Genomic DNA, 19,187 nt, shown 5'->3' with positions numbered 1-19,187 from the left:
ATCGAATATTTTGCGACGCGCTGGATATTCTGGATATCGGGCTTTTGGCGCATTACCGTAGGCAATGCAGCCTATGCTGCGAATCCATTCAGATCGAGAGCGCGCATGAAACGTTATTCTGCCTTTGCTGTTGTTCGCGAAGCCCTGAGCTATCACATGGGGTGGGAGCGGGCCTGGGCATCGCCCGAGCCAAAGAAAAAGTACGACGCCATTATCATCGGGGCCGGTGGCCACGGTTTGGCGACGGCTTATTATCTTGGCAAAAACCACGGACTTAAAAATGTGGCCATCCTGGAAAAGGGTTGGTTGGGCGGCGGGAACACCGGCCGGAACACCACCATTATCCGGTCCAACTATCTGCAGGACGCCTCAGCGGCGCTGTATGAAAAAGCCCGTGGTCTTTATGAGACGCTCAGCCAAGATCTGAACTACAACGTGATGTTCAGCCCCCGTGGCGTGATTATGCTGGCGCAGACCGAACACGAAGTTCGTGGTTACAAGCGCACGGCGCAAGCCAATGCATTGCAAGGTGTGACAACCGAATTTATCAGCCCGCAGCGCGTAAAAGAGATCGTGCCGATCATCAATCTGGATGGCCCGCGTTATCCGGTCCTGGGTGGTCTGTGGCAGGCTCGTGGTGGCACCGCGCGTCACGATGCGGTTGCATGGGGCTACGCCCGCGCCTGCTCCGCAATGGGCATGGACATCATCCAGAAATGTGAAGTCACAGGTATCCGCCAAGAGGGCGGTAAGGTTGTTGGCGTTAACACCAACCGTGGCGACATTGATTGTGACAAGCTGGGTATCGTTGTTGCGGGTCACTCTGGCCACGTGGCTGATATGGCTGGCTTCCGTCTGCCAATCGAATCCGTGTCACTGCAGGCACTGGTGTCTGAGCCTATCAAACCTTGCATGGATTGCGTCGTTATGGCCAACACCGTGCACGGCTACATGAGTCAGTCCGACAAAGGTGAAATGGTTATCGGTGGCGGCGCTGACGGGTATAACAACTATACTCAGCGCGGATCGTTCCACCATGCCGAAGAAACTGTTCGTGCGCTTTGCGAAACCTTCCCTATGGTCAGTCGCCTGAAAATGCTGCGCCAATGGGGTGGGATTGTGGACATGACAGGCGATCGCTCGCCTATCGTGTCGAAAGCACCGGTCGATGGCGTGTTCATCAACTGCGGCTGGGGGACTGGTGGCTTTAAGGCGATCCCGGGCTCTGGTTGGGGCTTTGCCGAATTGATGGCCAAAGGTTATTCACCGCTGACCGAAGAGTTCGGATTGAACCGCTTCAAAGAAGGTCGGTTCATTGACGAGTCTGTCGCCGCCGGCGTTGCGCACTAAGGAGATAGAGACATGTTGATCCTTGAATGCCCATATTGCGGTGTGACCGCTGAAGAAACCGAATTCCACGGTGGTGGCGAGGCGCACATCAAGCGTTTTGGTCCCGGATCGTCGGAAGACGAATTTAACAACTACCTGTTTGCCAAGGTGAACCCGAAGGGCGTTCATTTTGAACGCTGGCGGCATAACAATGGCTGCGGCAAGTGGTTCCATGCGGCGCGTAACACCGTCACGCTAGAGGTTTACGGCACCTATACAGGGCAAACCTCTGAGCCCACGCAGGAAATCAAAGACAAAGTCTCGGCTAAAGTGCCGGGCTGGAGCTGGAGAGAGTTCTCATGAGCACACGTCTGTCCAATGGCGGCCGCCTTCTGAACAAGGGCCGCGCGATGAACTTTACCTTCAATGGCAAGCGTTTGAGCGGCTATGAAGGCGACACGCTGGCCTCGGCGCTTCTGGCGAATGACCAGATGCTGATTGGCCGTTCGTTCAAATATCACCGTCCGCGCGGCATCGTTGCCAGCGGTGCGGAAGAGCCAAATGCGCTGTTCAACATGGGTGAGGGTTCAAAATTTGAACCTAACCAACGCGCGACCACAACTGAGCTGTTTGAGGGTTGTAAGCTGGCCTCGCAAAACCACTGGCCGAGCCTCGAGTTCGACGTGGGTGCGATCAACAACAAACTGGGTCGGTTCCTGACAGCTGGTTTCTACTACAAGATGTTCATTCACCCGCGTCCTTTGTGGAAGCACGTGTATGAGCCGATCATTCGTCACTCTGCCGGTCTGGGTAAAGCGCCCAAAGACCGTGACAACGACAAGTATGAGCATTTCTACACCTACACTGATATTGCCGTCATCGGCGGTGGTGTTGCTGGGCTTCAGGCTGCATTGGTCGCCGCGAAAACCGGTGCACGTGTGTTGTTGATGGAACAAACCGCACATTGGGGCGGCCGTGCGCCGGTCGATGGCGGAACCGTTAACGACCAACCTGTGGATAAGTTCGTGGATCAAATCGTTTCCGAACTGGAAACGATGGACAACGTTACAATGCGTACCCGGATGATGGGCGCGGGCGTTTATGACCACGGTTATATGCTGGGTTATGAGCGTGTGAACGACCACCAGCCCGATGCCGCTGGCCCACGTCATCGCCTGTGGCGGATCCGTGCCGGACAGATCATCACAGCGACAGGTGCGATTGAGCGCCCGATCAGCTTTGCTGGGAATGACATTCCGGGTGTAATGCTGGCGTCGGCTGTGCGTGACTATGCGGTGAACTTTGGTGTGTCTATTGGCGACCGCACTGTGGTTGTCACCAACAATGACGATGCGTATCGCACCGCGATCACCCTTAAAAATATGGGTCTAGACGTCCCGGCTATCATCGATGCCCGTGCAGGTGGTGCTGGCGCGTTGGCGGATGAGGCACGTGGTCTAGGTATTCGTGTCGAAAATGGCAAGGGTATCGCTAAGGTCAAAGGCGGCAAGCGCGTCGAAGGCGTGGCTATCTGTTCCCAAGCCGGCGAAGGTGCTGTGCTGGAGGAAATTGAATGTGATGTGGTTGCCATGTCGGGTGGCTGGTCGCCAGTTGTGCACCTGTGGTCGCACTGCGGTGGCAAACTCTATTGGGATGACGCTCAGGCGCATTTCCGCCCCGATGTGGATAAAGCACCGACAGGTGCCGTAGGGGAAGCCTTTGTCATCGTGGCTGGATCAGCCAACGGATATCTGGATCTGGCGGCTGGTTTGGCTGACGCGGATGCAGCGGGCAGGGCTGCGGCCAAGGCCGTTGGCAAGAAGGTCGCAAAATCAGATGCACCTATTGCTGCCGCGACTGAGGAAGCTGCTCTTGAAGCAATCTGGCTGATGCCGCAAGGTGCCAACATCAAACTGCGGATGAAGTCGTGGTTAGATTATCAGAACGACGTAAAAGTGTCGGATATCCAACTGGCGGCACGTGAGGGTTTTGAATCAGTTGAACATGCCAAACGTTACACTACGCTTGGTATGGCGACGGACCAGGGCAAGCTGTCCAACATCAACGGTCTGGCAATTCTGTCAGATGCGCTGAACCAGCCTATTCCGCAAACCGGAACAACTACTTTCCGTCCGCCCTATACGCCGATCTCAATGGCGTCGATTGCCGGCGAGGCACGTGATGAGATCTTCCAACCGCTTCGTAAAACGCCGATCCATGGTTGGAACGAAGAAAACGGCGCTGATTTTGAACCCGTCGGCGCATGGCGTCGTCCTTATGTCTATCTGCGTGATGGTGAAGATCGTCATTCTGCGGTGATCCGTGAGATCGACCAGACCCGTTCAAGCATGGGCCTGCTCGATGCTTCGACCCTTGGTAAACTAATCGTCAAGGGCCCTGATGCGGGCAAGTTCCTTGACATGATGTACACCAACATGATGTCGACACTGAAACCGGGACGGTGCCGTTACGGTCTGATGTGTAGTGAAAACGGCTTCTTGATGGATGACGGTGTTGTTGCGCGTATCGATGATGACACATTCCTGTGTCACACTACAACGGGTGGCGCCGAAAATATCCATGGTCACATGGAAGAATGGCTGCAGACCGAATGGTGGGACATGAAGGTCTATGTCGCCAACGTGACCGAGCAATTCGCGCAAATCGCCGTGGTTGGACCCAATGGCCGCAAGGCGATGGAAAAACTGACCGAGGATGACATCAGCGCAGAAGGCCTGCCCTTCATGGCGTTCAAAGATATAACCTTGGCGGGCATTTCTGCACGGGCGTACCGGATTTCGTTCTCGGGCGAGCTGTCCTACGAGATTGCTGTTCCAGCAAGCCAAGGTCGTGCGCTTTGGGATGCGTTGTGGGAGGCGGGTGCCGAATTCAACGTCATGCCATATGGCACCGAAGGGTTGCACGTGATGCGGGCCGAAAAGGGCTTCATCATGATCGGTGATGAAACCGATGGCACGGTCATTCCGCAAGACCTGAACATGCAGTGGGCGATTTCCAAGAAGAAAGAAGATTTCCTTGGTAAACGTGCGCAGGAACGCAGCTATATGGTCGACAGCACACGCTGGAAACTGGTTGGTCTGGAAACCACTGATGGTTCGGTTATTCCAGAAGGTGCTTATGCGGTGGCCCCGGGTGAGAATGCCAATGGCCAGCGCAATGTGCAGGGCCGGATTACCTCGACCTATTATTCACCGACTTTGAAACGTGGCATTGCCATGGGTCTGTTGCTGAATGGGCCGGATCGGATGGGTGAAATCGTTGATTTTCCCAAACTGGACGGCACATCGGTTCTGGCGAAAGTCGTCGATCCCATCTTCTATGACAAGGACGGGGAGAAGCAAAATGTCTAACCCAGTAAGCGCGCTGCAAGGTGCAGCATACGACGGTTACGTTAAAGTTGAGGAACTTGGCCTGCGCGGGATGATCACTGTGCGGGGCAACCTGGCCTCGACCAAACTGAAAAACGCGGTCAAAGCGGCCACTGGTGCCGCCATGCCAAAGCAACGCCAGATCAGCATTGCTGATGACGGCGCTGTGGCATGGATGTCGCCGGATGAGCTGTTGCTGCTGGTCGCCTATGACAAGGTTGCCGATGTGATTGCTGAGTTCGAGACCGCAATGGCTGGCCAACACTTTCTGGCGGTTAACGTCTCAGACGCGCGTGCCATGTTCCGCCTGAGCGGCGACAAGGTGCGTGAAGTCGTGGCCAAAATCAGCCCGGTGGATATGGCACAAGGTCATTTCAAAGCTGGTGATTTCCGCCGCACCCGGATGGCGCAGATCCCTGCAGCGTTTTGGATGGCGGATGAGCAAAGTGTCGAAATCATCTGCTTCCGCTCTGTGGCTGATTATGCCTTTGGCCTGCTGAAAGATGCGGCAGAGCCCGGTAGCGAAGTAGGTATCTTCGGGTAATATATCAGATAAATTGATGAATAGGGGCCCTGAGGGGCCCTTTTTTATTGAGATTATTCTTAGTTGATGCTGAGCTGCGATCTCATACCTTGATGAGGTGTCGCTATGATAACGCATGAGTTGGATGTTGGGGGCGAGACAAAGCAATTTGACATTGCGATCATCGGCGGTGGCATAAATGGTGCAAGTGCTGCGCAACACTTAAGTGCCGCGGGATACTCGGTGTTTCTGGCGGAACAAGATGACTTTGCTAGTGGTGCTACGAGCCGATCAAGCCGTTTGCTGCACTGCGGACTAAGGCATCTGGCCAATGGGGAAACGTTTTGGCGCAACCTTAGTCAACCTAAGCAATTGCTTAAGTCTATTTTCACTGCACGACATGATATGCTGGCGCGTGATGATATTGCACGCAACCTGTCCAACAGAGTTCGGAAAATAGATTTTTATCTGCCGATCTATAACAGTGATAAATATTCGCCCTGGCAGCTGGATGCCGCTTTTACTGCATTGAAATGTGCCAATCCCTTTGGTGAGCCACTGAATTATCGGCGTGTAAGCAAGCCCCAATTCGATTCCATTCCAATCGCACCTTGGTTGCGTGATGCTGGTGACCTGCAACAAATCGCTGTTTTTTCTGAATATCTGTTTGATTGGCCTGAACGTATCGCGTTTGACTGTCTTTTTTCCGCAGAAAAGCAAGGTGCTACAGTCTGTAACTATACGCGCCTTACCAAAGTGGATCGATTAGCTGAGGATGATGGTTGGCAACTGACACTGCGGTCTGAAAAGAATGGTATTGAGACGTCAGCTAACGAGTATCGTATTTCTGCAAAACTTGTTATGAATTTAGCTGGAGCTTGGATCGATCAGGTTATCAGAAGCAGCGGCTCGAACGCTGAACCCAAGTGTTCCGGTGTAAAGGGAATCCATATTGCTATGAGATTGCCCGATGTGTTTCAAAATTGTGGTGTCTTCTCGTACAACAGCCTGGGCGAGCCGCTTTACTGCTTACCTTTCAGGGGTTTGCATTATGTTGGATTGACACGAACTGCACATGATGGTGATCCAGCCGGAGTGGTTGCTGATGATCAAGAAATTGCTTGGATGATTGGTGAGATCAACCGAGCTATGCCGCGTTTGAATGTCCAACCGGAAGATGTTTTATATACTTGGGCAGGTGTGAACCCTCTGACACGTGATCCGGTACACAGTCTTGGAAGCCGGGAAGTCAAGATCCATGATCTGGCAGCGGACAATTTGAATGGCATCTTTTCACTGACCGGCGGCGCAATTATGACTCATCGAAGAGTTGCCCGGCAATTAGTGAGGCTTGCATCAAAAACTTTAGGCCCTCGACAGAAACCCTTGGATCGTGAAGATGCGGTGCATTACCCTGATGTAGCCGAAATGGATTTTCTGGATGCTGCGAAACACTGTGCCCGTCATGAAAAACCAGCGACACTCGCTGATTTGATGCTTCGGCGCTTGGGAGTCGGATGGGAACCGGATCAGGGGCGAGACCTTGCGCCTGAAGTGGCGCAGCTTGTCGCGCCTATTATGGGATGGGATACCGCGAAAATTGAGAAAGAAGTTTTGGCATATAAAGCTATCTTGGGGACTGAGCGACGTAAGCCCCTTGACCTTGCCATGTGAAAGCAGCCATCTAGGTGCAGAAATTCACGCACGAACATAAAGGGCTTTGCAAATGGCTTTTGAACTTCCTGATCTTCCCTACGCACATGATGCGCTTGCATCCAAAGGCATGTCGGCTGAAACGCTGGAGTACCACCACGATCTGCACCACAACGCCTATGTCACCAATGGCAACGCGGCGATCGCGGGGACTGAGTGGGAAAATAAGACGATGGAAGAGATCATCGTCGGCACCTACAATGCGACATCTGTCGCGCAAAACGGCATCTTCAACAACATCTCGCAGTTGTGGAACCATAACCAGTTCTGGGAAATGATGGGCCCCGGCGCCAGCGCCATGCCTGGCGAGTTGGAAAAAGCGATCACCGAGAGCTTTGGCTCAGTCGATGATTTCAAATCGCAGTTTTCCGCCGCAGGTGCGGGTCAGTTCGGTTCGGGCTGGTGCTGGTTGGTGAAAAATGCTGACGGATCTTTGGCAGTGACCAAAACTGAAAACGGTGTGAACCCACTGTGCTTTGGTCAAACTGCATTGCTTGGCTGTGATGTGTGGGAGCATTCCTATTACATCGACTTCCGCAATAAACGTCCGGTTTATCTGTCAAACTTCCTTGAAAATCTGGTGAACTGGGACAACGTGGCCTCGCGCCTCTGATCAGGTTTACAGATTACACATCAAAGCCCGCCATTGGCGGGCTTTTTTACTCAGGATACATCCCATGCAACGCATTGAAAATGAGACCCGCAATGGGTTGATCGCATTGGCGGCAGGCTGTGCGTTTTGGGGGGTGGTGCCACTATTGTATAAGGCCTTGGATCAAGTCGATGCAGTAGAGGTTTTGATGCATCGGGTGATTTGGTCGAGCGCGTTCTTTGCGATCGTTCTTGCTTTCCAAAAGCGATTGCGAGAAGTCCCTAAGTTGTTTGTGAAACGGCGAGAACGCTGGATCATTCTTCTGGCCACCCTCATGGTCGCTGTGAATTGGGGCTTTTTCATCTACTCTGTTCAAACCGGTCGCGCACTTGAGGCCAGCTTGGGTTATTTCATTTTCCCGCTGGTCTCTGTGCTGCTGGGGGTGTTCATCTTGCGAGAGGCGATTAGTTCGCGCCAGGGGTTAGCGATTGGAATTGCCGCACTTGGGGTATTGGTGCTGATCGCTGGAGCCGGAGTTATACCGGTTTTAGGATTGATCCTTGCGATCACTTTTGGCCTTTATGGATTGTTGAAAAATCAGGTTGAGGCCGGTCCGGTTCTGTCGGTGTCAGCAGAGTGTTTGATCATGTTGCCTATTGCAGCAGTGTGGTTGATTCTGTTCAGCGCACAGGGTCAGTTTGGAGCAACAGGTTGGGAGACGTTTTTGATGGTAGCGTCTGGGCCAGCAACAGCTATTCCACTGGTGCTATTTTCCTATGGTGCCAAAAGGGTGAGCATGGGGCTGGCCGGGTTGATGTTTTACATCAACCCGATTCTGCAGTTTCTGGTCGCGGTCTTTCTATTTTCCGAGCCGTTCACGCTTTGGCATGGGATAGCGTTTGGTTTCATTTGGGTAGCCATCACAATATATGTGACAGCACCCAAGCGTAGGAAAGGCGTTTCGTGAAAGTCATAGGATGGTGAGATGGCACTTGACCTTTTCAATCGTGTCATAGGCGTGGAAATAGTCGCGCAGTGAGGTATCGGCGAACCCTTGGCCGATGATGTGATCGATCAAGGCAATCAACGGATCCCAATACCCAGCGACATTAAGCAAGAAGATCGGCTTTTTGTGTAAGCCAATCTGGGCCCATGTCAAAACCTCAAAAAACTCATCCAGTGAACCAGCACCACCCGGCAATACGACAAAAACATCGGAGTTCATGAACATCACCTTTTTGCGCTCATGCATGTTTTCGGTGACAATGAATTTACTGAGATCGGTTTTGCCGACTTCCAATTGAAGCAGGTGTTCAGGGATGACGCCAAATGTTTCGCCGCCTGCATTTTGCGTGGCACGTGCGACCGCGCCCATCAGGCCAATGTCTCCGGCGCCATAGACCAAGCGCCAGTTTTGATCTGCTAACATCTGCCCCATGTCGGTTGCGATGTCTTGAAATGCGGGGTTTTCACCTGAACGTGCGCCGCAGAAAACACAGACGGAAAGTTTTTTCATAGTTGGGATGCCTGATGCCATAGGGTTGCTTTGACCCGTGATAGCCGGGTTGTTATGGTCCGGCAACCGCGCTGGGGATTGGGGGCGGACAATGGAAGGACGACCATGGCGCAGAAATCTGGTTTTTCCGGGGGTATGGCCCTTGGATTCGTGGCTGCGATTGCGGTTTGTATGGCGATTTTTGCCGCTGTTTCTTTTTTTTCACCGCAAGATGACGCTGAGAATGAACTGAACTCCGAACAGAGTGCCCCAACAGTTGAGGTGGACCTTACCGAAAGTGAGCTTGCAGAATCTGAGAAAGATCTGCCTTTGGCACCGGAAATTAGTACTTTTTTTCTGGATCCTGATGGTCAGGGTTTGCTGGCCGGGCGGGCACCAGCTGGCTGGGAGGTTACTGTCTTATTAGATGGTGAGCCAATGGCCACGGTACAGTCCGGACCGAGTGGAGAGTTCGCAGAGTTTTTCGAGCTGGAAGCCAGCAGCAGTTCGCGGGTTTTATCTCTGGCGATGACCTCTCCTGAGACCGGTGAGACATTCCAATCACGCGATGAGGTGATTGTCACAGAACTTGCTGATACAGAAGTCACCCAACGCGATGAGATAGGTGTTAACAACAAGACGGTTCTTCTGGCTGATGAAACTGGCGTTCAGGTCCTGCAGGCCCCAAGCGTCGATGCCCCAGAGGTCATGTCGAACGTGGCGCTGGATTCTATCACCTATTCTGACGAGGGCGAGGTGCAGCTTTCCGGGCGTGCTCTGGGTGAGGGATTTGTGCGGGTCTATCTGGATAATGCGCCGGTGACCCTAGCCCCAATTGAAGAGGGTGGGAACTGGCAGTCGGAACTATCAGAGATCGACACTGGGGTTTACACTCTGCGGGTGGATGAACTGGACACTGAAGGCAATGTTACATCGCGGGTGGAAACGCCGTTCAAGCGAGAAGATCAGGATAATATCGCGGAACACTCCGCTGATGGTGAAAAGATTAAGACGATCACTGTGCAACCCGGCAATACGCTTTGGGCAATTTCGCGTGCGGCTTACGGTGACGGCTATGCTTATATTCGTGTGTTTGAGGCCAATCGGGACAGAATCCGCAACCCGGACCTGATCTATCCAGGGCAGGTGTTTAGCGTTCCGGAATAAGCAGGGCTGGTCATTGTGGCCATCTGTGCTTATTTCTGACCGGTCTGAATTAGCCAAGGGGCCGGAATGCGCCGCAATAGCCTGACCACCACCGAAATGCCAAAAGACGGTTGGCGCACGATCCGCCGGGTCACGCCCTATCTTTGGCCACGAGATGAACCGTGGGTCAAACGACGCGTGGTGCTGGCAATGTTGACGCTGTTGTTGGCCAAGCTGATCGCCGTCGGCACACCATTTTTTTACAAAGCAGCAGTGGATGCGCTGGCCGGCGAGGCGCATGATGACGCTTGGCTGCTGGCTTTTGGGGCCATTGGTCTGACCGTGGCATATGGTGTTGCGCGGTTGATGAATGTTGGTTTCCAACAGTTGCGCGATGTGATTTTCGCGCGGGTGGCACAGCGGGCCCTTAGGAAACTCGCATTGCGAACCTTCACTCATATTCACCGCATGTCGATGCGCTATCACATCACCCGAAAAACCGGCGGGTTGAGCCGGATCATTGAGCGGGGCGTGAAGGGCGTGGAATTTCTACTGCGATTTTTGTTGTTTTCCATTGGCCCACTGATCCTTGAACTTTTACTCATCGGCATCGTTCTTTGGACGCTATTTGACATCTGGTATCTGGCTGTCGTGGTTGCGGTGATTGCGGCCTATGTGTTCTTTACCTTCCGGGTGACAGAATGGCGGGTTAAGCAGCGGATGCGGATGAATGATCAGGATACCGATGCCAACCAAAAGGCAATCGATAGCCTGCTCAACGTTGAAACAGTGCGTTATTTTGGCGCCACCGGGCGCGAGGCAGGGCGTTATGACGAGGCAATGGCGGGTTATGAGGATGCTGCATTACAAACGTCCTATTCACTGGCGTTCCTGAATTTTGGTCAATCTGTTCTGATCACTTCCGGGTTGGTTGTGGTCATGGTGATGGCGGCGATGGGGGTGCAAGATGGCACGCTCAGCGTTGGGGACTTTGTGATGGTCAACGCCTATATGATCCAGATCACTATGCCGTTGAATTTCCTTGGCACGGTGTACCGCGAAATTCGTCAGTCGCTGGTTGATATGAGCGAGATGTTTAAGCTGCTCGATCAGGCCCCCGATGTTACGGATAAGTCTGATGCGAATGCGCTTAACGTGAATGGTGGGATGGTTGAATTTGACAACGTACATTTTGGGTATGATGTTGAACGCCCGATTTTAAAGGGCATCAGTCTGCAGGTGCCCGCAGGTCAAAGCGTGGCTATTGTTGGATCTTCTGGCGCAGGGAAATCCACCATCGGGCGGCTGCTCTTTCGGTTCTACGATGTCACCGGTGGTGCAGTCCGGATTGACGGGCAGGATATTCGCGATGTGACCCAAGACAGCCTGCATGCAGCCATTGGCGTGGTGCCGCAGGATACTGTGCTGTTCAATGATACCATCGGTTATAATATCGCCTACGGGCGCGAGGGGGCTGGCCAAGCTGAGATCGAAGCCGTCGCCAAAGCCGCGCAAATTCATGATTTCATTGTAGGCCTGCCTGATGGTTATGAAACAGCTGTGGGGGAACGTGGCCTAAAACTTTCTGGTGGGGAAAAGCAGCGCGTCGGAATTGCCCGCACTTTGCTGAAAGATCCACCCATCCTGTTACTGGACGAGGCCACCAGTGCGCTTGATTCAGAGACCGAAGACGGTATTCAAGATGCGTTGGCTCGCGCAGGGCAGGGGCGCACGGTGATCATGATTGCTCACCGATTAAGCACGGTGTCTGAGGCTGACAGGATTATCGTTCTGGAAGATGGTCATATTGTCGAAGAAGGCACCCACGCAGAGCTTTTGACAGGCCGTGGAAGGTATTTTGGCTTGTGGCAACGTCAAGCTAGCGAAGAGGTGGCGTAGCATTGGAACTCGTGGGTTTTTGAGTGCACGGTTTGAGAATTGAATTCTAACTCATTTATAGTTAAAGGATAAATGTGTTTGACCTAAAGTACACTTTAAGAATTACACTGCGCCTTGAAACCTAAATATCCAAGGATGCTACAGAAGGCATATGGCGCAAAAAACACTTCCTCAACGAGGTCCTGTATCTATCTTTACTCGCGACCACAGTATTAAACTTTTTCTGCTGTGTTTCGCTGTATGGCTTCACGCCGCGAGTAGCTTGTTGGCCGCAACCACTTTGCCAAGCGCGATACGGGAATTCGGTGGCGGAAATCTGATTGGTTGGGCTTTCGCGCTCTATCTGCTTGGCTCAATTTTTGCCGGATCATCAACCGGCACGTTAATGCGCTATTGCAGTCTGCGTATGAGTTTGGGGCTAGCGGCATTGCTCTATCTAATCGGGAGCCTGATTTGTGCGGTGGCCCCGGATATGAATGTGGTGCTTGCCGGGCGGCTTTGTCAGGGTATCGGCGGTGGCTATCTTGTTGCGCTTGCCTACGTCGCCATTCGCCAGTGGTTTACGCCTGATGTACTGCCCAAAGTCATGGCTCTGATTTCCGCAGTTTGGAGCATGTCTGCTTTTGCCGGCCCTTTGGTCGGGGGAACCTTCGCAACCTTTGGAAACTGGCGGTTGGCCTATGTGGCTGCTGTGGTTCAGGCGGCGATTTTCGTTGTCTTAGCTCTCACCACTGCACCCATGCTAATGCAAAAGGAGCGGGCTGAACCTGGCTCTATTCCGGTGATGACGCTGGCGCTGATCTGTCTGTCGGTTTTGTCGGTTGCTTTCGCCGGGGCCGAGGTGCATGGGCTGCATTCGCTTTTGTTGTGCGGGCTTGGCGTGGCGCTGTTTGCTGCGGCATTGAAGCGAGACAGTAAGGTGGTTGGCATTCGCTTGTTCCCAAGCAAGCCTTTGAATATCAGACATCGGGTTGGTGCAGGGTTGGTGTTGATACTAACGGCCTCGATATCGTCTATGTCATTCATGGTTTATGGCCCGATTATGCTGGAAACATTACATGAGATCACGCCACTGGCTGCGGGCTATATCATTGCGTTTGAATCCGTGGGCTGGGGTGGCGCTGCGATATTTGTGGCTTGGATCAATCCCTCAAATGAGGCGAGGCTTATTCAGCTAGGTACGGCCTGTCTTTTGGGGTCACTTCTGGGGTTTGCACTTACCATGGGCAGTGGTCCGGTCTGGTTGATTGTCGCACTTGCAGGAATACAAGGGACAGGCTTTGGCATGATGTGGGCTTTTATTGTCAACCGCATCACCGAAGCTGCACGTGCGGCCGAAGCGAATGAGACTTCCTCGGCGATTCCAACGATGCAGCAGATCGGTTTTGCATTTGGCGCTGCTGCTGCGGGGATCGTTGCCAACACGTTTGGTTTTGGCGAGGATGTGAGCGCTTTGGCGGCACAGTCTGCCGCCTTCTGGATCTTTGCCGCGTTTGTGCCATTTGCCGTGATCGCCTGTGTGGCGGGCTGGCGTCTGGCACGATAGCGCATGGAGGCTGTAAGGGATGAGGTGTTAGCCCTTCAGCGCCTTGGCTTGCGAGAACGACAACAGCTGACGGCTGTTTTCATCCCACAGGTGCAGGCGTGCGCAGACAATGCTTTCGCGAAAGGTCATCCGGTTGATGCCAGCCAGATAACTGTGGTCACGGACCACTTCGGTCAGCCGATAAAACGGGATGCGACTATAAAGGTGGTGCACATGATGGATGCCTATATTGGCGCTCAACCATTGCAGGGGTTGTGGCAGGATATAGTGCGAGCTGCCGTGCAGGGCCGCGTCGTGCAGTTGCCACTCTTCTGCAGTGTTCCAGTGGGTGTCTTCGAACTGATGTTGAACATAGAACAGCCACATGCCCGCAGTTGCGGCTAGAATTGTTGTCGGCAAAAAGATCAGCAGGATTGGCATGATGCCACCAAAATACCAAACCGTGCTCAGGATTGCGATCAGTGCGACATTGGTGCCCATGGCGCTGATCCAGTACTTCGCCGTGTCCGTTAGGCCCAGCGGCAGGCGGTTTTGCAGTAAGAACAGATAGCTTGGCGCAAATCCAAATAATGTAAGGGGGTGACGGTACATCCGGTACATAAATTGGCCAAACGGCGTGCGGGCGTTGTATTCAGCCACAGTCAGGGTCACGATGTCACCGATCCCACGGCGCCCCAAGTTGCCGGATGCGCTGTGATGGATGGAATGTGTGCGGCGCCAGACATCATATGGTGTGACAGTCAAAACCCCAAGAACACGACCAATCCAGTCGCTCAGGTCACGGTTTTTGAACAGCGATCCATGACCACAATCATGTTGGATGGTGAAGAGCCGCAACAAAAACGCTGCATTCACAAACGAAATGCCGAGTGTCAGCCAGTAGCTGACCGAAAGGGATGCCCAAGCCAAGGCCCATAGGGTTATAAACGGAATGGCGGTGACGGCCAGTTCAAACCAACTGCGAGCTGCACTTGGCTCGCGATACTTAGCAAGCGTTACAGTCCATTCCTTAGCCGACATTTCATCGGGCTTCGGTGTTTCAATGTCTCGGATATGTTTCATGGGCCTGCTTACATTTTGGTCCGGCTACCGATACGCGACAAGGCCCGTGAAGCAAACCATGAATCGTTACAATAACCGCTTCTGATGAATCAATTTCGTGAATGTGATCAGAAAACCCGAAAAGGGGGCAATTTGACATAGGTTTTGCCTGATTTACTGCAAATGTGTTTGGAAGTGGCCGTCGCTGGAGGTCAGCAGGTTTATGCTTGGGATCTTGTTTCCCTATGTGTGCGATCCATATTGAAACTAATGTAACAATCGAGGTTTCCAATGAAATGTCCGCTTGATGGTGCCGAGCTGGTGATGACTGAACGCGCCGGTGTCGAAATCGACTATTGCCCGCAATGCCGCGGGGTTTGGCTGGATCGTGGTGAGCTGGACAAGATTATTGAGCGCTCGGCCCCTCCGGCCGCGCCCCAACAACGGGTGGAGCCGCAGGCATGGCAGGAAGAACCCCAAACCAAACACCGTAAGAAAAAGCGTGGTGGGTTTTTGGAGGACCTGTTCGATTTTTAATGGGCAAAACGGTATAGGCTACCTTAGGATGACGTGAAACAGTATCACGCTTTCTGAAAGGATCCCCATGCATCCGTTGATAGTGCTTTGGTCTCACCCCCGGTCGATGTCGACAGCAATTGAACGGATTATGCGTGAACGCGGTGATCTGTGGTGCGCGCATGAGCCGTTTATGTACGACTATTATGTTGCTCGTGAGGTCCGGGTGATGCCCGGGTTTGAGGTGCAGCCTGACCATCCGATCAGCTATGAGGATGTGCGCGATATGCTGATTGCTAGGGCGAAAGACGGCCCGGGATTTTTTAAGGACATGGCCTATTACGTCATGCCGCGCATTCTGGATGACTCTACATTCATGGCGAGGCTGACACATACCTTTTTGATCCGTCACCCACTGGCCTCGATACTGAGCTATCATAAGCTTGATCCCAGACTGACCTCGGAAGAGATCGGGTTGGAGGCCCAATGGACGCTTTACCAAGCGTTAGTTGAGGCGGGGCAGACCCCGGTCGTGATCGATGCTGAGACCGTGCGCGCAGATGCAAAAGGCACAATGGCGCGGCTTTGGGACACTATTGGGTTGGAATATCGTGCCGAGGCATTCAACTGGGCCAAAGAACAACCTGAGGATTGGCATCAAGTAGGTGCCTGGCATGAAGAGGTGAGTACGTCATCCGGCATTCGTGCCGCTGATGCCGAGGAAATGCTGCGCAAAGAGCTAGAGTTTGACACATTGGCTGATGCGCATCCACATCTGCGTGACCTGCTTGAGCATCACATGCCGTTTTATCAAAAACTGAGCGAACAGGCGCTTGTGCCCTGACCTTAGCTGTTGGAAAGCCAAGTGTTGATATCCTTGGCCAAGCCCGTACGCGGTGCGCTGAAATACCCATATTCCAGAGGTAATTTTTTCCCCCGATGGATCATGATCAGCCGTTCTAACCGGCTGCTGTCACTCCATTGTGCCTGCACGGTGATGCGTTCAACTTCGGCCAAGGGCAGTTCTGTCAAAAAAGGGCCGGTGATGCGGGCCACTTCGCGGGTAAACAGACCTGCAGCACGATCAAAGGTCAGGCGTTGGAATGGAAAGAAATGATGTGCAAGCCCAAAGGCGCCAACCCCTAAAAACGTGACCAGCATGGTTTCAACTATCCCATCGGTTTGCCCGCTGAGGCCCATATAGATGCAGGTCAGTCCTAAGAACCAGATCAACCCGGCCATAAATTTTGGGCGATGTTCCAATATCAACTTGTCAGGGCTGGTTTCAACGATGCGCATGGCGGACAACATGATGCCAAAATCGGGCGGCAGTGGGGCCGAAATTGGGGTATTCAACATGGCGTAGCGTCACCTTGGGTGAGCTTAGGAAAAGGATGCGTTATTTGGGCGTGAGGCATCGAAGTTGTTCGTCATAGGGACGCGATCCGTTGGCTGGCGAGAGGGCTGGTCTTGAGACGGGCTGTCTTGCTTGCTGGCGAGCTGCGCTAATCTGGCTTGCTCTTGGATCTTCCATATTATGTAGGAGCGTTCAGAATGGATGTAAAGAGAAAAAAGTAACAAAATCAAGTAGTTGACTAATTTAATCGGGAATTTTAGTTTGCACGGCCGTCGCGACATATTGGGCTATTTCTGATTTGTGATTAGGCGGCTTGAAGGGTCTTGTCCGTAGGCTTTAATCATGCTCTGCCCTGACGGAATTTAAAAAGATGTATGATTTTGTGAGAAATCTGGCGTTGATTGTGTGGGGTAGGATGCGAGACTAAAGCTGGAATTTGGATGCGACAGCTGAGTGATGCAAGCGGTGGATTTGCGTACAACCTGTACGTTTTGCCCCCCAGTTATGTACACAAATTGGAAATTGAGTGAAGCGTGACGGTGTGTCGGGTTTTGCCGGACCAACGGCGTGTTGACGGGATGGGATTTTAAGGAGCGCCTGCGGCGCGCAGGATGTCTTGTTGTCTGCCTTTGGCCTCCGCCTCGGGTAGTTTGCCTCTGGCGGGGATATTTATGGCCAAATGAAACGGGCGGATTGGTAGGCTGCTAAAGCTGTCACTTTTTAACGCCCAGAGTTTACGAGGTGTTGCTTGTTTTCATCTTGTGATTGAGGCGCGGTTGCCTATCTTGCGCTTGAAACAATGTCTATTTGCTCCGGTGGAAAATACTAAATGTATGATTTTGAGTTGTTGATTGCGCTTTTGGGGGCGGTTGTTTGCCTTGGGTTCCTTTTTTGGCAATCGCGGAGGCGCTCAAGGCGAAACTGGATCGCGATTGATGGGTCGAATGTATTATATTGGCGCAACGATACGCCGTCGCTGCATACGGTACGTTTGGTGCTACACCAGCTGGAGAAAGAGGGATATCACCCGGTGATCTGGTTTGATGCAAATGTCGGATATCTGATCAAAGATCGTTATCTTGGCCCGGCACCGCTGGCTAAGGCATTGGGCCTGTCAGCGCGCCAGGTGATTGTCGCGCATAAGGGGACGCCCGCCGACACGCTGGTGATTGAAGGGGCCAAGGCGCTGGAGGCGCGAATCGTGACCAATGACCGTTTCCGGGATTGGGCAGAGGAGTATCCGCAGGTGGGTGACCCGGCATTGTTTGTCAGGGGGAAAATGCGCGGTGAGGCCTTGGAATTGACATTCGGCACCTAAGATTTGCGGAGCTTCATTTGAAGGTGCGCCTGCGGCGCGCAGGATATCTTGTTGTCGGCCTTTGGCCTCCGCCTCGGGGGATTGCCTCCGGCGGAGATATTTAGGGTCAGATGAAACGGGCGGATTGGGTGAGAACCCCGTAGGGTGGGCAATGTTGTCATCGATGGTTTGAGGCGTGTGCGTTGTGGTGAGGCGGTAGGCAGAATCGCCTATCCTACGGCTTGCTACAATGTCTTGAATTTGGACTTGTTCTCGGGAAGCTGAAACAAGCCGTTTTGCAAGCTGTTCCGCTGGTTTAACATTTTATCCCAGTGCCATAATATAGCAGCAGCTTGCTCATTCACCTTTTTCTTTTGAAGAGTGGGCGATAAATAGAATGCAATGACATTATTGCGCAAAATAGCTGCGCGCTCTGCTCTCTTACGAGTATTTTTTAGGTCTTTTGAAATGACGATCCAATCGCGATTTAACTTTGCGAAATAGTCGACGTCCGAGATATTTGTTGGGAAAATATCTCGCAATGGATGGGCTTCATGCCCATCGATTTTAATAAGCTCATTTAGTGCTCGGGCGATGCTAGGAGGCATATTATGGTCAAGCAGTACTCTAACCATTCGCCTCATCTAGGCTTTTCTCAAATGAAATGCTCGCCTTAATAAATTTCTCAGGGATTTCGTAAGCTTTAGACAAATATTTCGAGTCTTTAAAATTGTTGAACTCTTCCAAGATGATTGATGTGCTAACGCCAAATTTATCCAAAATAGGCTCTCCAAAGTGACGTTTAGGATCTATTACGACAGAGGAGTAAGATTTTGGCCGCCACCTAGCTGCAAGATTATCTTCATATTCGAGATCGTTCAGGGATTGAGAAATGATCTCCCTAAATACTTTCTGTCCGGGGCGTGTTTTTGAAAGACTCACGAATTCGCCATCGTCTTCGATCGCGTTCATTAATATTTCCGTGCCGTCGGTCTTGAAAGATTGTGATGCAAGAGGTCTCTCGATGTCATATTTTTCTTGAGCGAAGCTAATTGCGAACCGAATAGATTGTAGTGAAATATCGGCTCGACGGAGTGCGGAGACCACACGAACCTCGACCAAATCAAGGAAACTGATCTCTGTCACGTCATCATCTAAAAATTGATAATGAGCGTTCCATAGTGGTTCATTTGGGCCGCTACCCCTTGTCCATCTCAGAACTTGTTGCGCACTAGTACCGACCAAACGCGCAGCTTCTCTGGGCGTATAGACACCCTTTCCGAGAATTGCGTTGTCTAGCGGCATTTTAGTTCCTCCTTATACGTGTGTAGTCTGGATAGAGCG

At 52.4% G+C, this 19,187-nt stretch carries 18 protein-coding genes; 13 read left to right on the top strand and 5 right to left on the bottom strand.

The window, feature by feature from the left end; genetic code table 11:
- Positions 1-105 precede the first annotated feature (105 nt).
- The 7 genes from D9A02_RS16425 (at position 106) to rarD (ending at position 8,513) form a co-directional block, all read left to right on the top strand.
- Positions 106-1,350: a sarcosine oxidase subunit beta family protein gene (locus tag D9A02_RS16425; protein WP_120502584.1), complete on the top strand. Its 1,245-nt coding sequence runs from the start codon at positions 106-108 to the stop codon at positions 1,348-1,350.
- Between the two features lie 12 nt (positions 1,351-1,362).
- Positions 1,363-1,692 carry a sarcosine oxidase subunit delta gene (locus tag D9A02_RS16420; RefSeq protein ID WP_120501970.1) on the top strand — a complete coding sequence of 110 codons (330 nt, stop codon included), beginning with the start codon at positions 1,363-1,365 and terminating at the stop codon, positions 1,690-1,692.
- The gene (locus D9A02_RS16415; protein ID WP_120501969.1) at positions 1,689-4,700 is read left to right on the top strand and encodes a sarcosine oxidase subunit alpha family protein; all 3,012 of its coding nucleotides are present in this window, start codon (positions 1,689-1,691) and stop codon (positions 4,698-4,700) included. The genes D9A02_RS16420 and D9A02_RS16415 overlap by 4 nt, the downstream gene beginning before the upstream one ends.
- A complete protein-coding gene (locus D9A02_RS16410; protein WP_120501968.1) occupies positions 4,693-5,262 on the top strand; it encodes a sarcosine oxidase subunit gamma in 570 nt (189 codons plus the stop codon). Before D9A02_RS16415 ends, D9A02_RS16410 begins: the two co-directional genes overlap by 8 nt.
- 105 nt (positions 5,263-5,367) lie before the next feature.
- Positions 5,368-6,915 carry an FAD-dependent oxidoreductase gene (locus tag D9A02_RS16405; RefSeq protein ID WP_120501967.1) on the top strand — a complete coding sequence of 516 codons (1,548 nt, stop codon included), beginning with the start codon at positions 5,368-5,370 and terminating at the stop codon, positions 6,913-6,915.
- Positions 6,916-6,967: 52 nt separating this feature from the next.
- Positions 6,968-7,567 carry a superoxide dismutase gene (locus D9A02_RS16400; RefSeq protein ID WP_120501966.1) on the top strand — a complete coding sequence of 200 codons (600 nt, stop codon included), beginning with the start codon at positions 6,968-6,970 and terminating at the stop codon, positions 7,565-7,567.
- A 64-nt stretch (positions 7,568-7,631) separates the two neighbouring features.
- A complete protein-coding gene (gene rarD / locus D9A02_RS16395) occupies positions 7,632-8,513 on the top strand; it encodes an EamA family transporter RarD (RefSeq protein ID WP_120501965.1) in 882 nt (293 codons plus the stop codon).
- Positions 8,514-8,516: 3 nt separating this feature from the next.
- Here rarD and D9A02_RS16390 read toward each other — a convergent pair whose 3' ends face one another.
- Positions 8,517-9,062: a TIGR00730 family Rossman fold protein gene (locus tag D9A02_RS16390; protein ID WP_120501964.1), complete on the bottom strand. Its 546-nt coding sequence runs from the start codon at positions 9,060-9,062 to the stop codon at positions 8,517-8,519.
- Positions 9,063-9,167: 105 nt separating this feature from the next.
- On the opposite strand from D9A02_RS16390, the gene D9A02_RS16385 reads away from it, so the two are divergent.
- The 3 genes from D9A02_RS16385 to D9A02_RS16375 all read left to right on the top strand — a co-directional run bounded on the left by D9A02_RS16385 (position 9,168) and on the right by D9A02_RS16375 (position 13,632).
- The gene (locus D9A02_RS16385; RefSeq protein ID WP_162933112.1) at positions 9,168-10,208 is read left to right on the top strand and encodes a LysM peptidoglycan-binding domain-containing protein; all 1,041 of its coding nucleotides are present in this window, start codon (positions 9,168-9,170) and stop codon (positions 10,206-10,208) included.
- A gap of 66 nt (positions 10,209-10,274) precedes the next feature.
- On the top strand, positions 10,275-12,086 hold the full coding sequence (locus tag D9A02_RS16380; protein ID WP_120501962.1) for an ABC transporter ATP-binding protein/permease: 1,812 nt from the start codon (positions 10,275-10,277) through the stop codon (positions 12,084-12,086).
- 151 nt (positions 12,087-12,237) lie between these two features.
- Positions 12,238-13,632 carry an MFS transporter gene (locus D9A02_RS16375; protein WP_120501961.1) on the top strand — a complete coding sequence of 465 codons (1,395 nt, stop codon included), beginning with the start codon at positions 12,238-12,240 and terminating at the stop codon, positions 13,630-13,632.
- A 27-nt stretch (positions 13,633-13,659) separates the two neighbouring features.
- Here D9A02_RS16375 and D9A02_RS16370 read toward each other — a convergent pair whose 3' ends face one another.
- Positions 13,660-14,694 carry a fatty acid desaturase gene (locus D9A02_RS16370; protein WP_120501960.1) on the bottom strand — a complete coding sequence of 345 codons (1,035 nt, stop codon included), beginning with the start codon at positions 14,692-14,694 and terminating at the stop codon, positions 13,660-13,662.
- Between the two features lie 270 nt (positions 14,695-14,964).
- Here D9A02_RS16370 and D9A02_RS16365 point away from each other — a divergent pair, with 270 nt between their 5' ends.
- Both D9A02_RS16365 and D9A02_RS16360 read left to right on the top strand, forming a co-directional pair.
- Positions 14,965-15,210, top strand: a complete 246-nt coding sequence (locus tag D9A02_RS16365; RefSeq protein WP_120501959.1) for a zf-TFIIB domain-containing protein — start codon at positions 14,965-14,967, stop codon at positions 15,208-15,210.
- Positions 15,211-15,277: 67 nt separating this feature from the next.
- A complete protein-coding gene (locus tag D9A02_RS16360; RefSeq protein WP_162933110.1) occupies positions 15,278-16,033 on the top strand; it encodes a hypothetical protein in 756 nt (251 codons plus the stop codon).
- A 2-nt stretch (positions 16,034-16,035) separates the two neighbouring features.
- On the opposite strand, the gene D9A02_RS16355 is transcribed toward D9A02_RS16360, so the two are convergent.
- Positions 16,036-16,548 (bottom strand): hypothetical protein, encoded by a 513-nt coding sequence (locus tag D9A02_RS16355; RefSeq protein ID WP_120501957.1) that lies wholly within the window; start codon positions 16,546-16,548, stop codon positions 16,036-16,038.
- An 827-nt stretch (positions 16,549-17,375) separates the two neighbouring features.
- Between D9A02_RS16355 and D9A02_RS16350 the strand changes: the two genes are divergently transcribed.
- Positions 17,376-17,864: a hypothetical protein gene (locus D9A02_RS16350; protein ID WP_120501956.1), complete on the top strand. Its 489-nt coding sequence runs from the start codon at positions 17,376-17,378 to the stop codon at positions 17,862-17,864.
- Between the two features lie 224 nt (positions 17,865-18,088).
- On the opposite strand, the gene D9A02_RS16345 is transcribed toward D9A02_RS16350, so the two are convergent.
- A complete protein-coding gene (locus tag D9A02_RS16345; protein WP_120501955.1) occupies positions 18,089-18,478 on the bottom strand; it encodes a hypothetical protein in 390 nt (129 codons plus the stop codon).
- On the bottom strand, positions 18,471-19,148 hold the full coding sequence (locus D9A02_RS16340; protein ID WP_120501954.1) for a hypothetical protein: 678 nt from the start codon (positions 19,146-19,148) through the stop codon (positions 18,471-18,473). The genes D9A02_RS16345 and D9A02_RS16340 overlap by 8 nt, the downstream gene beginning before the upstream one ends.
- Positions 19,149-19,187: the final 39 nt, after the last annotated feature.

The sequence above is a fragment of the Roseovarius sp. EL26 genome, assembly GCF_900327775.1.
Lineage (GTDB): Bacteria > Pseudomonadota > Alphaproteobacteria > Rhodobacterales > Rhodobacteraceae > Roseovarius.
This window is presented reverse-complemented; position numbering and strand designations above follow the sequence as displayed.

Excerpts from the sequence above, each read along its gene's own strand:
- D9A02_RS16355 (WP_120501957.1), bottom strand. The coding sequence starts at position 16,548 with ATGTTGAATACCCCAATTTCGGCCCCACTGCCGCCCGATTTTGGCATC.
- D9A02_RS16420 (WP_120501970.1), top strand. The coding sequence starts at position 1,363 with ATGTTGATCCTTGAATGCCCATATTGCGGTGTGACCGCTGAAGAAACC.
- D9A02_RS16385 (WP_162933112.1), top strand. The coding sequence starts at position 9,168 with ATGGCGCAGAAATCTGGTTTTTCCGGGGGTATGGCCCTTGGATTCGTG.
- D9A02_RS16365 (WP_120501959.1), top strand. The coding sequence starts at position 14,965 with ATGAAATGTCCGCTTGATGGTGCCGAGCTGGTGATGACTGAACGCGCC.
- rarD (WP_120501965.1), top strand. The coding sequence starts at position 7,632 with ATGCAACGCATTGAAAATGAGACCCGCAATGGGTTGATCGCATTGGCG.
- D9A02_RS16405 (WP_120501967.1), top strand. The coding sequence starts at position 5,368 with ATGATAACGCATGAGTTGGATGTTGGGGGCGAGACAAAGCAATTTGAC.
- D9A02_RS16370 (WP_120501960.1), bottom strand. The coding sequence starts at position 14,694 with ATGAAACATATCCGAGACATTGAAACACCGAAGCCCGATGAAATGTCG.
- D9A02_RS16340 (WP_120501954.1), bottom strand. The coding sequence starts at position 19,148 with ATGCCGCTAGACAACGCAATTCTCGGAAAGGGTGTCTATACGCCCAGA.
- D9A02_RS16360 (WP_162933110.1), top strand. The coding sequence starts at position 15,278 with ATGCATCCGTTGATAGTGCTTTGGTCTCACCCCCGGTCGATGTCGACA.
- D9A02_RS16410 (WP_120501968.1), top strand. The coding sequence starts at position 4,693 with ATGTCTAACCCAGTAAGCGCGCTGCAAGGTGCAGCATACGACGGTTAC.
- D9A02_RS16350 (WP_120501956.1), top strand. The coding sequence starts at position 17,376 with ATGTATGATTTTGAGTTGTTGATTGCGCTTTTGGGGGCGGTTGTTTGC.
- D9A02_RS16425 (WP_120502584.1), top strand. The coding sequence starts at position 106 with ATGAAACGTTATTCTGCCTTTGCTGTTGTTCGCGAAGCCCTGAGCTAT.
- D9A02_RS16345 (WP_120501955.1), bottom strand. The coding sequence starts at position 18,478 with ATGGTTAGAGTACTGCTTGACCATAATATGCCTCCTAGCATCGCCCGA.
- D9A02_RS16415 (WP_120501969.1), top strand. The coding sequence starts at position 1,689 with ATGAGCACACGTCTGTCCAATGGCGGCCGCCTTCTGAACAAGGGCCGC.
- D9A02_RS16400 (WP_120501966.1), top strand. The coding sequence starts at position 6,968 with ATGGCTTTTGAACTTCCTGATCTTCCCTACGCACATGATGCGCTTGCA.
- D9A02_RS16380 (WP_120501962.1), top strand. The coding sequence starts at position 10,275 with ATGCGCCGCAATAGCCTGACCACCACCGAAATGCCAAAAGACGGTTGG.
- D9A02_RS16390 (WP_120501964.1), bottom strand. The coding sequence starts at position 9,062 with ATGAAAAAACTTTCCGTCTGTGTTTTCTGCGGCGCACGTTCAGGTGAA.
- D9A02_RS16375 (WP_120501961.1), top strand. The coding sequence starts at position 12,238 with ATGGCGCAAAAAACACTTCCTCAACGAGGTCCTGTATCTATCTTTACT.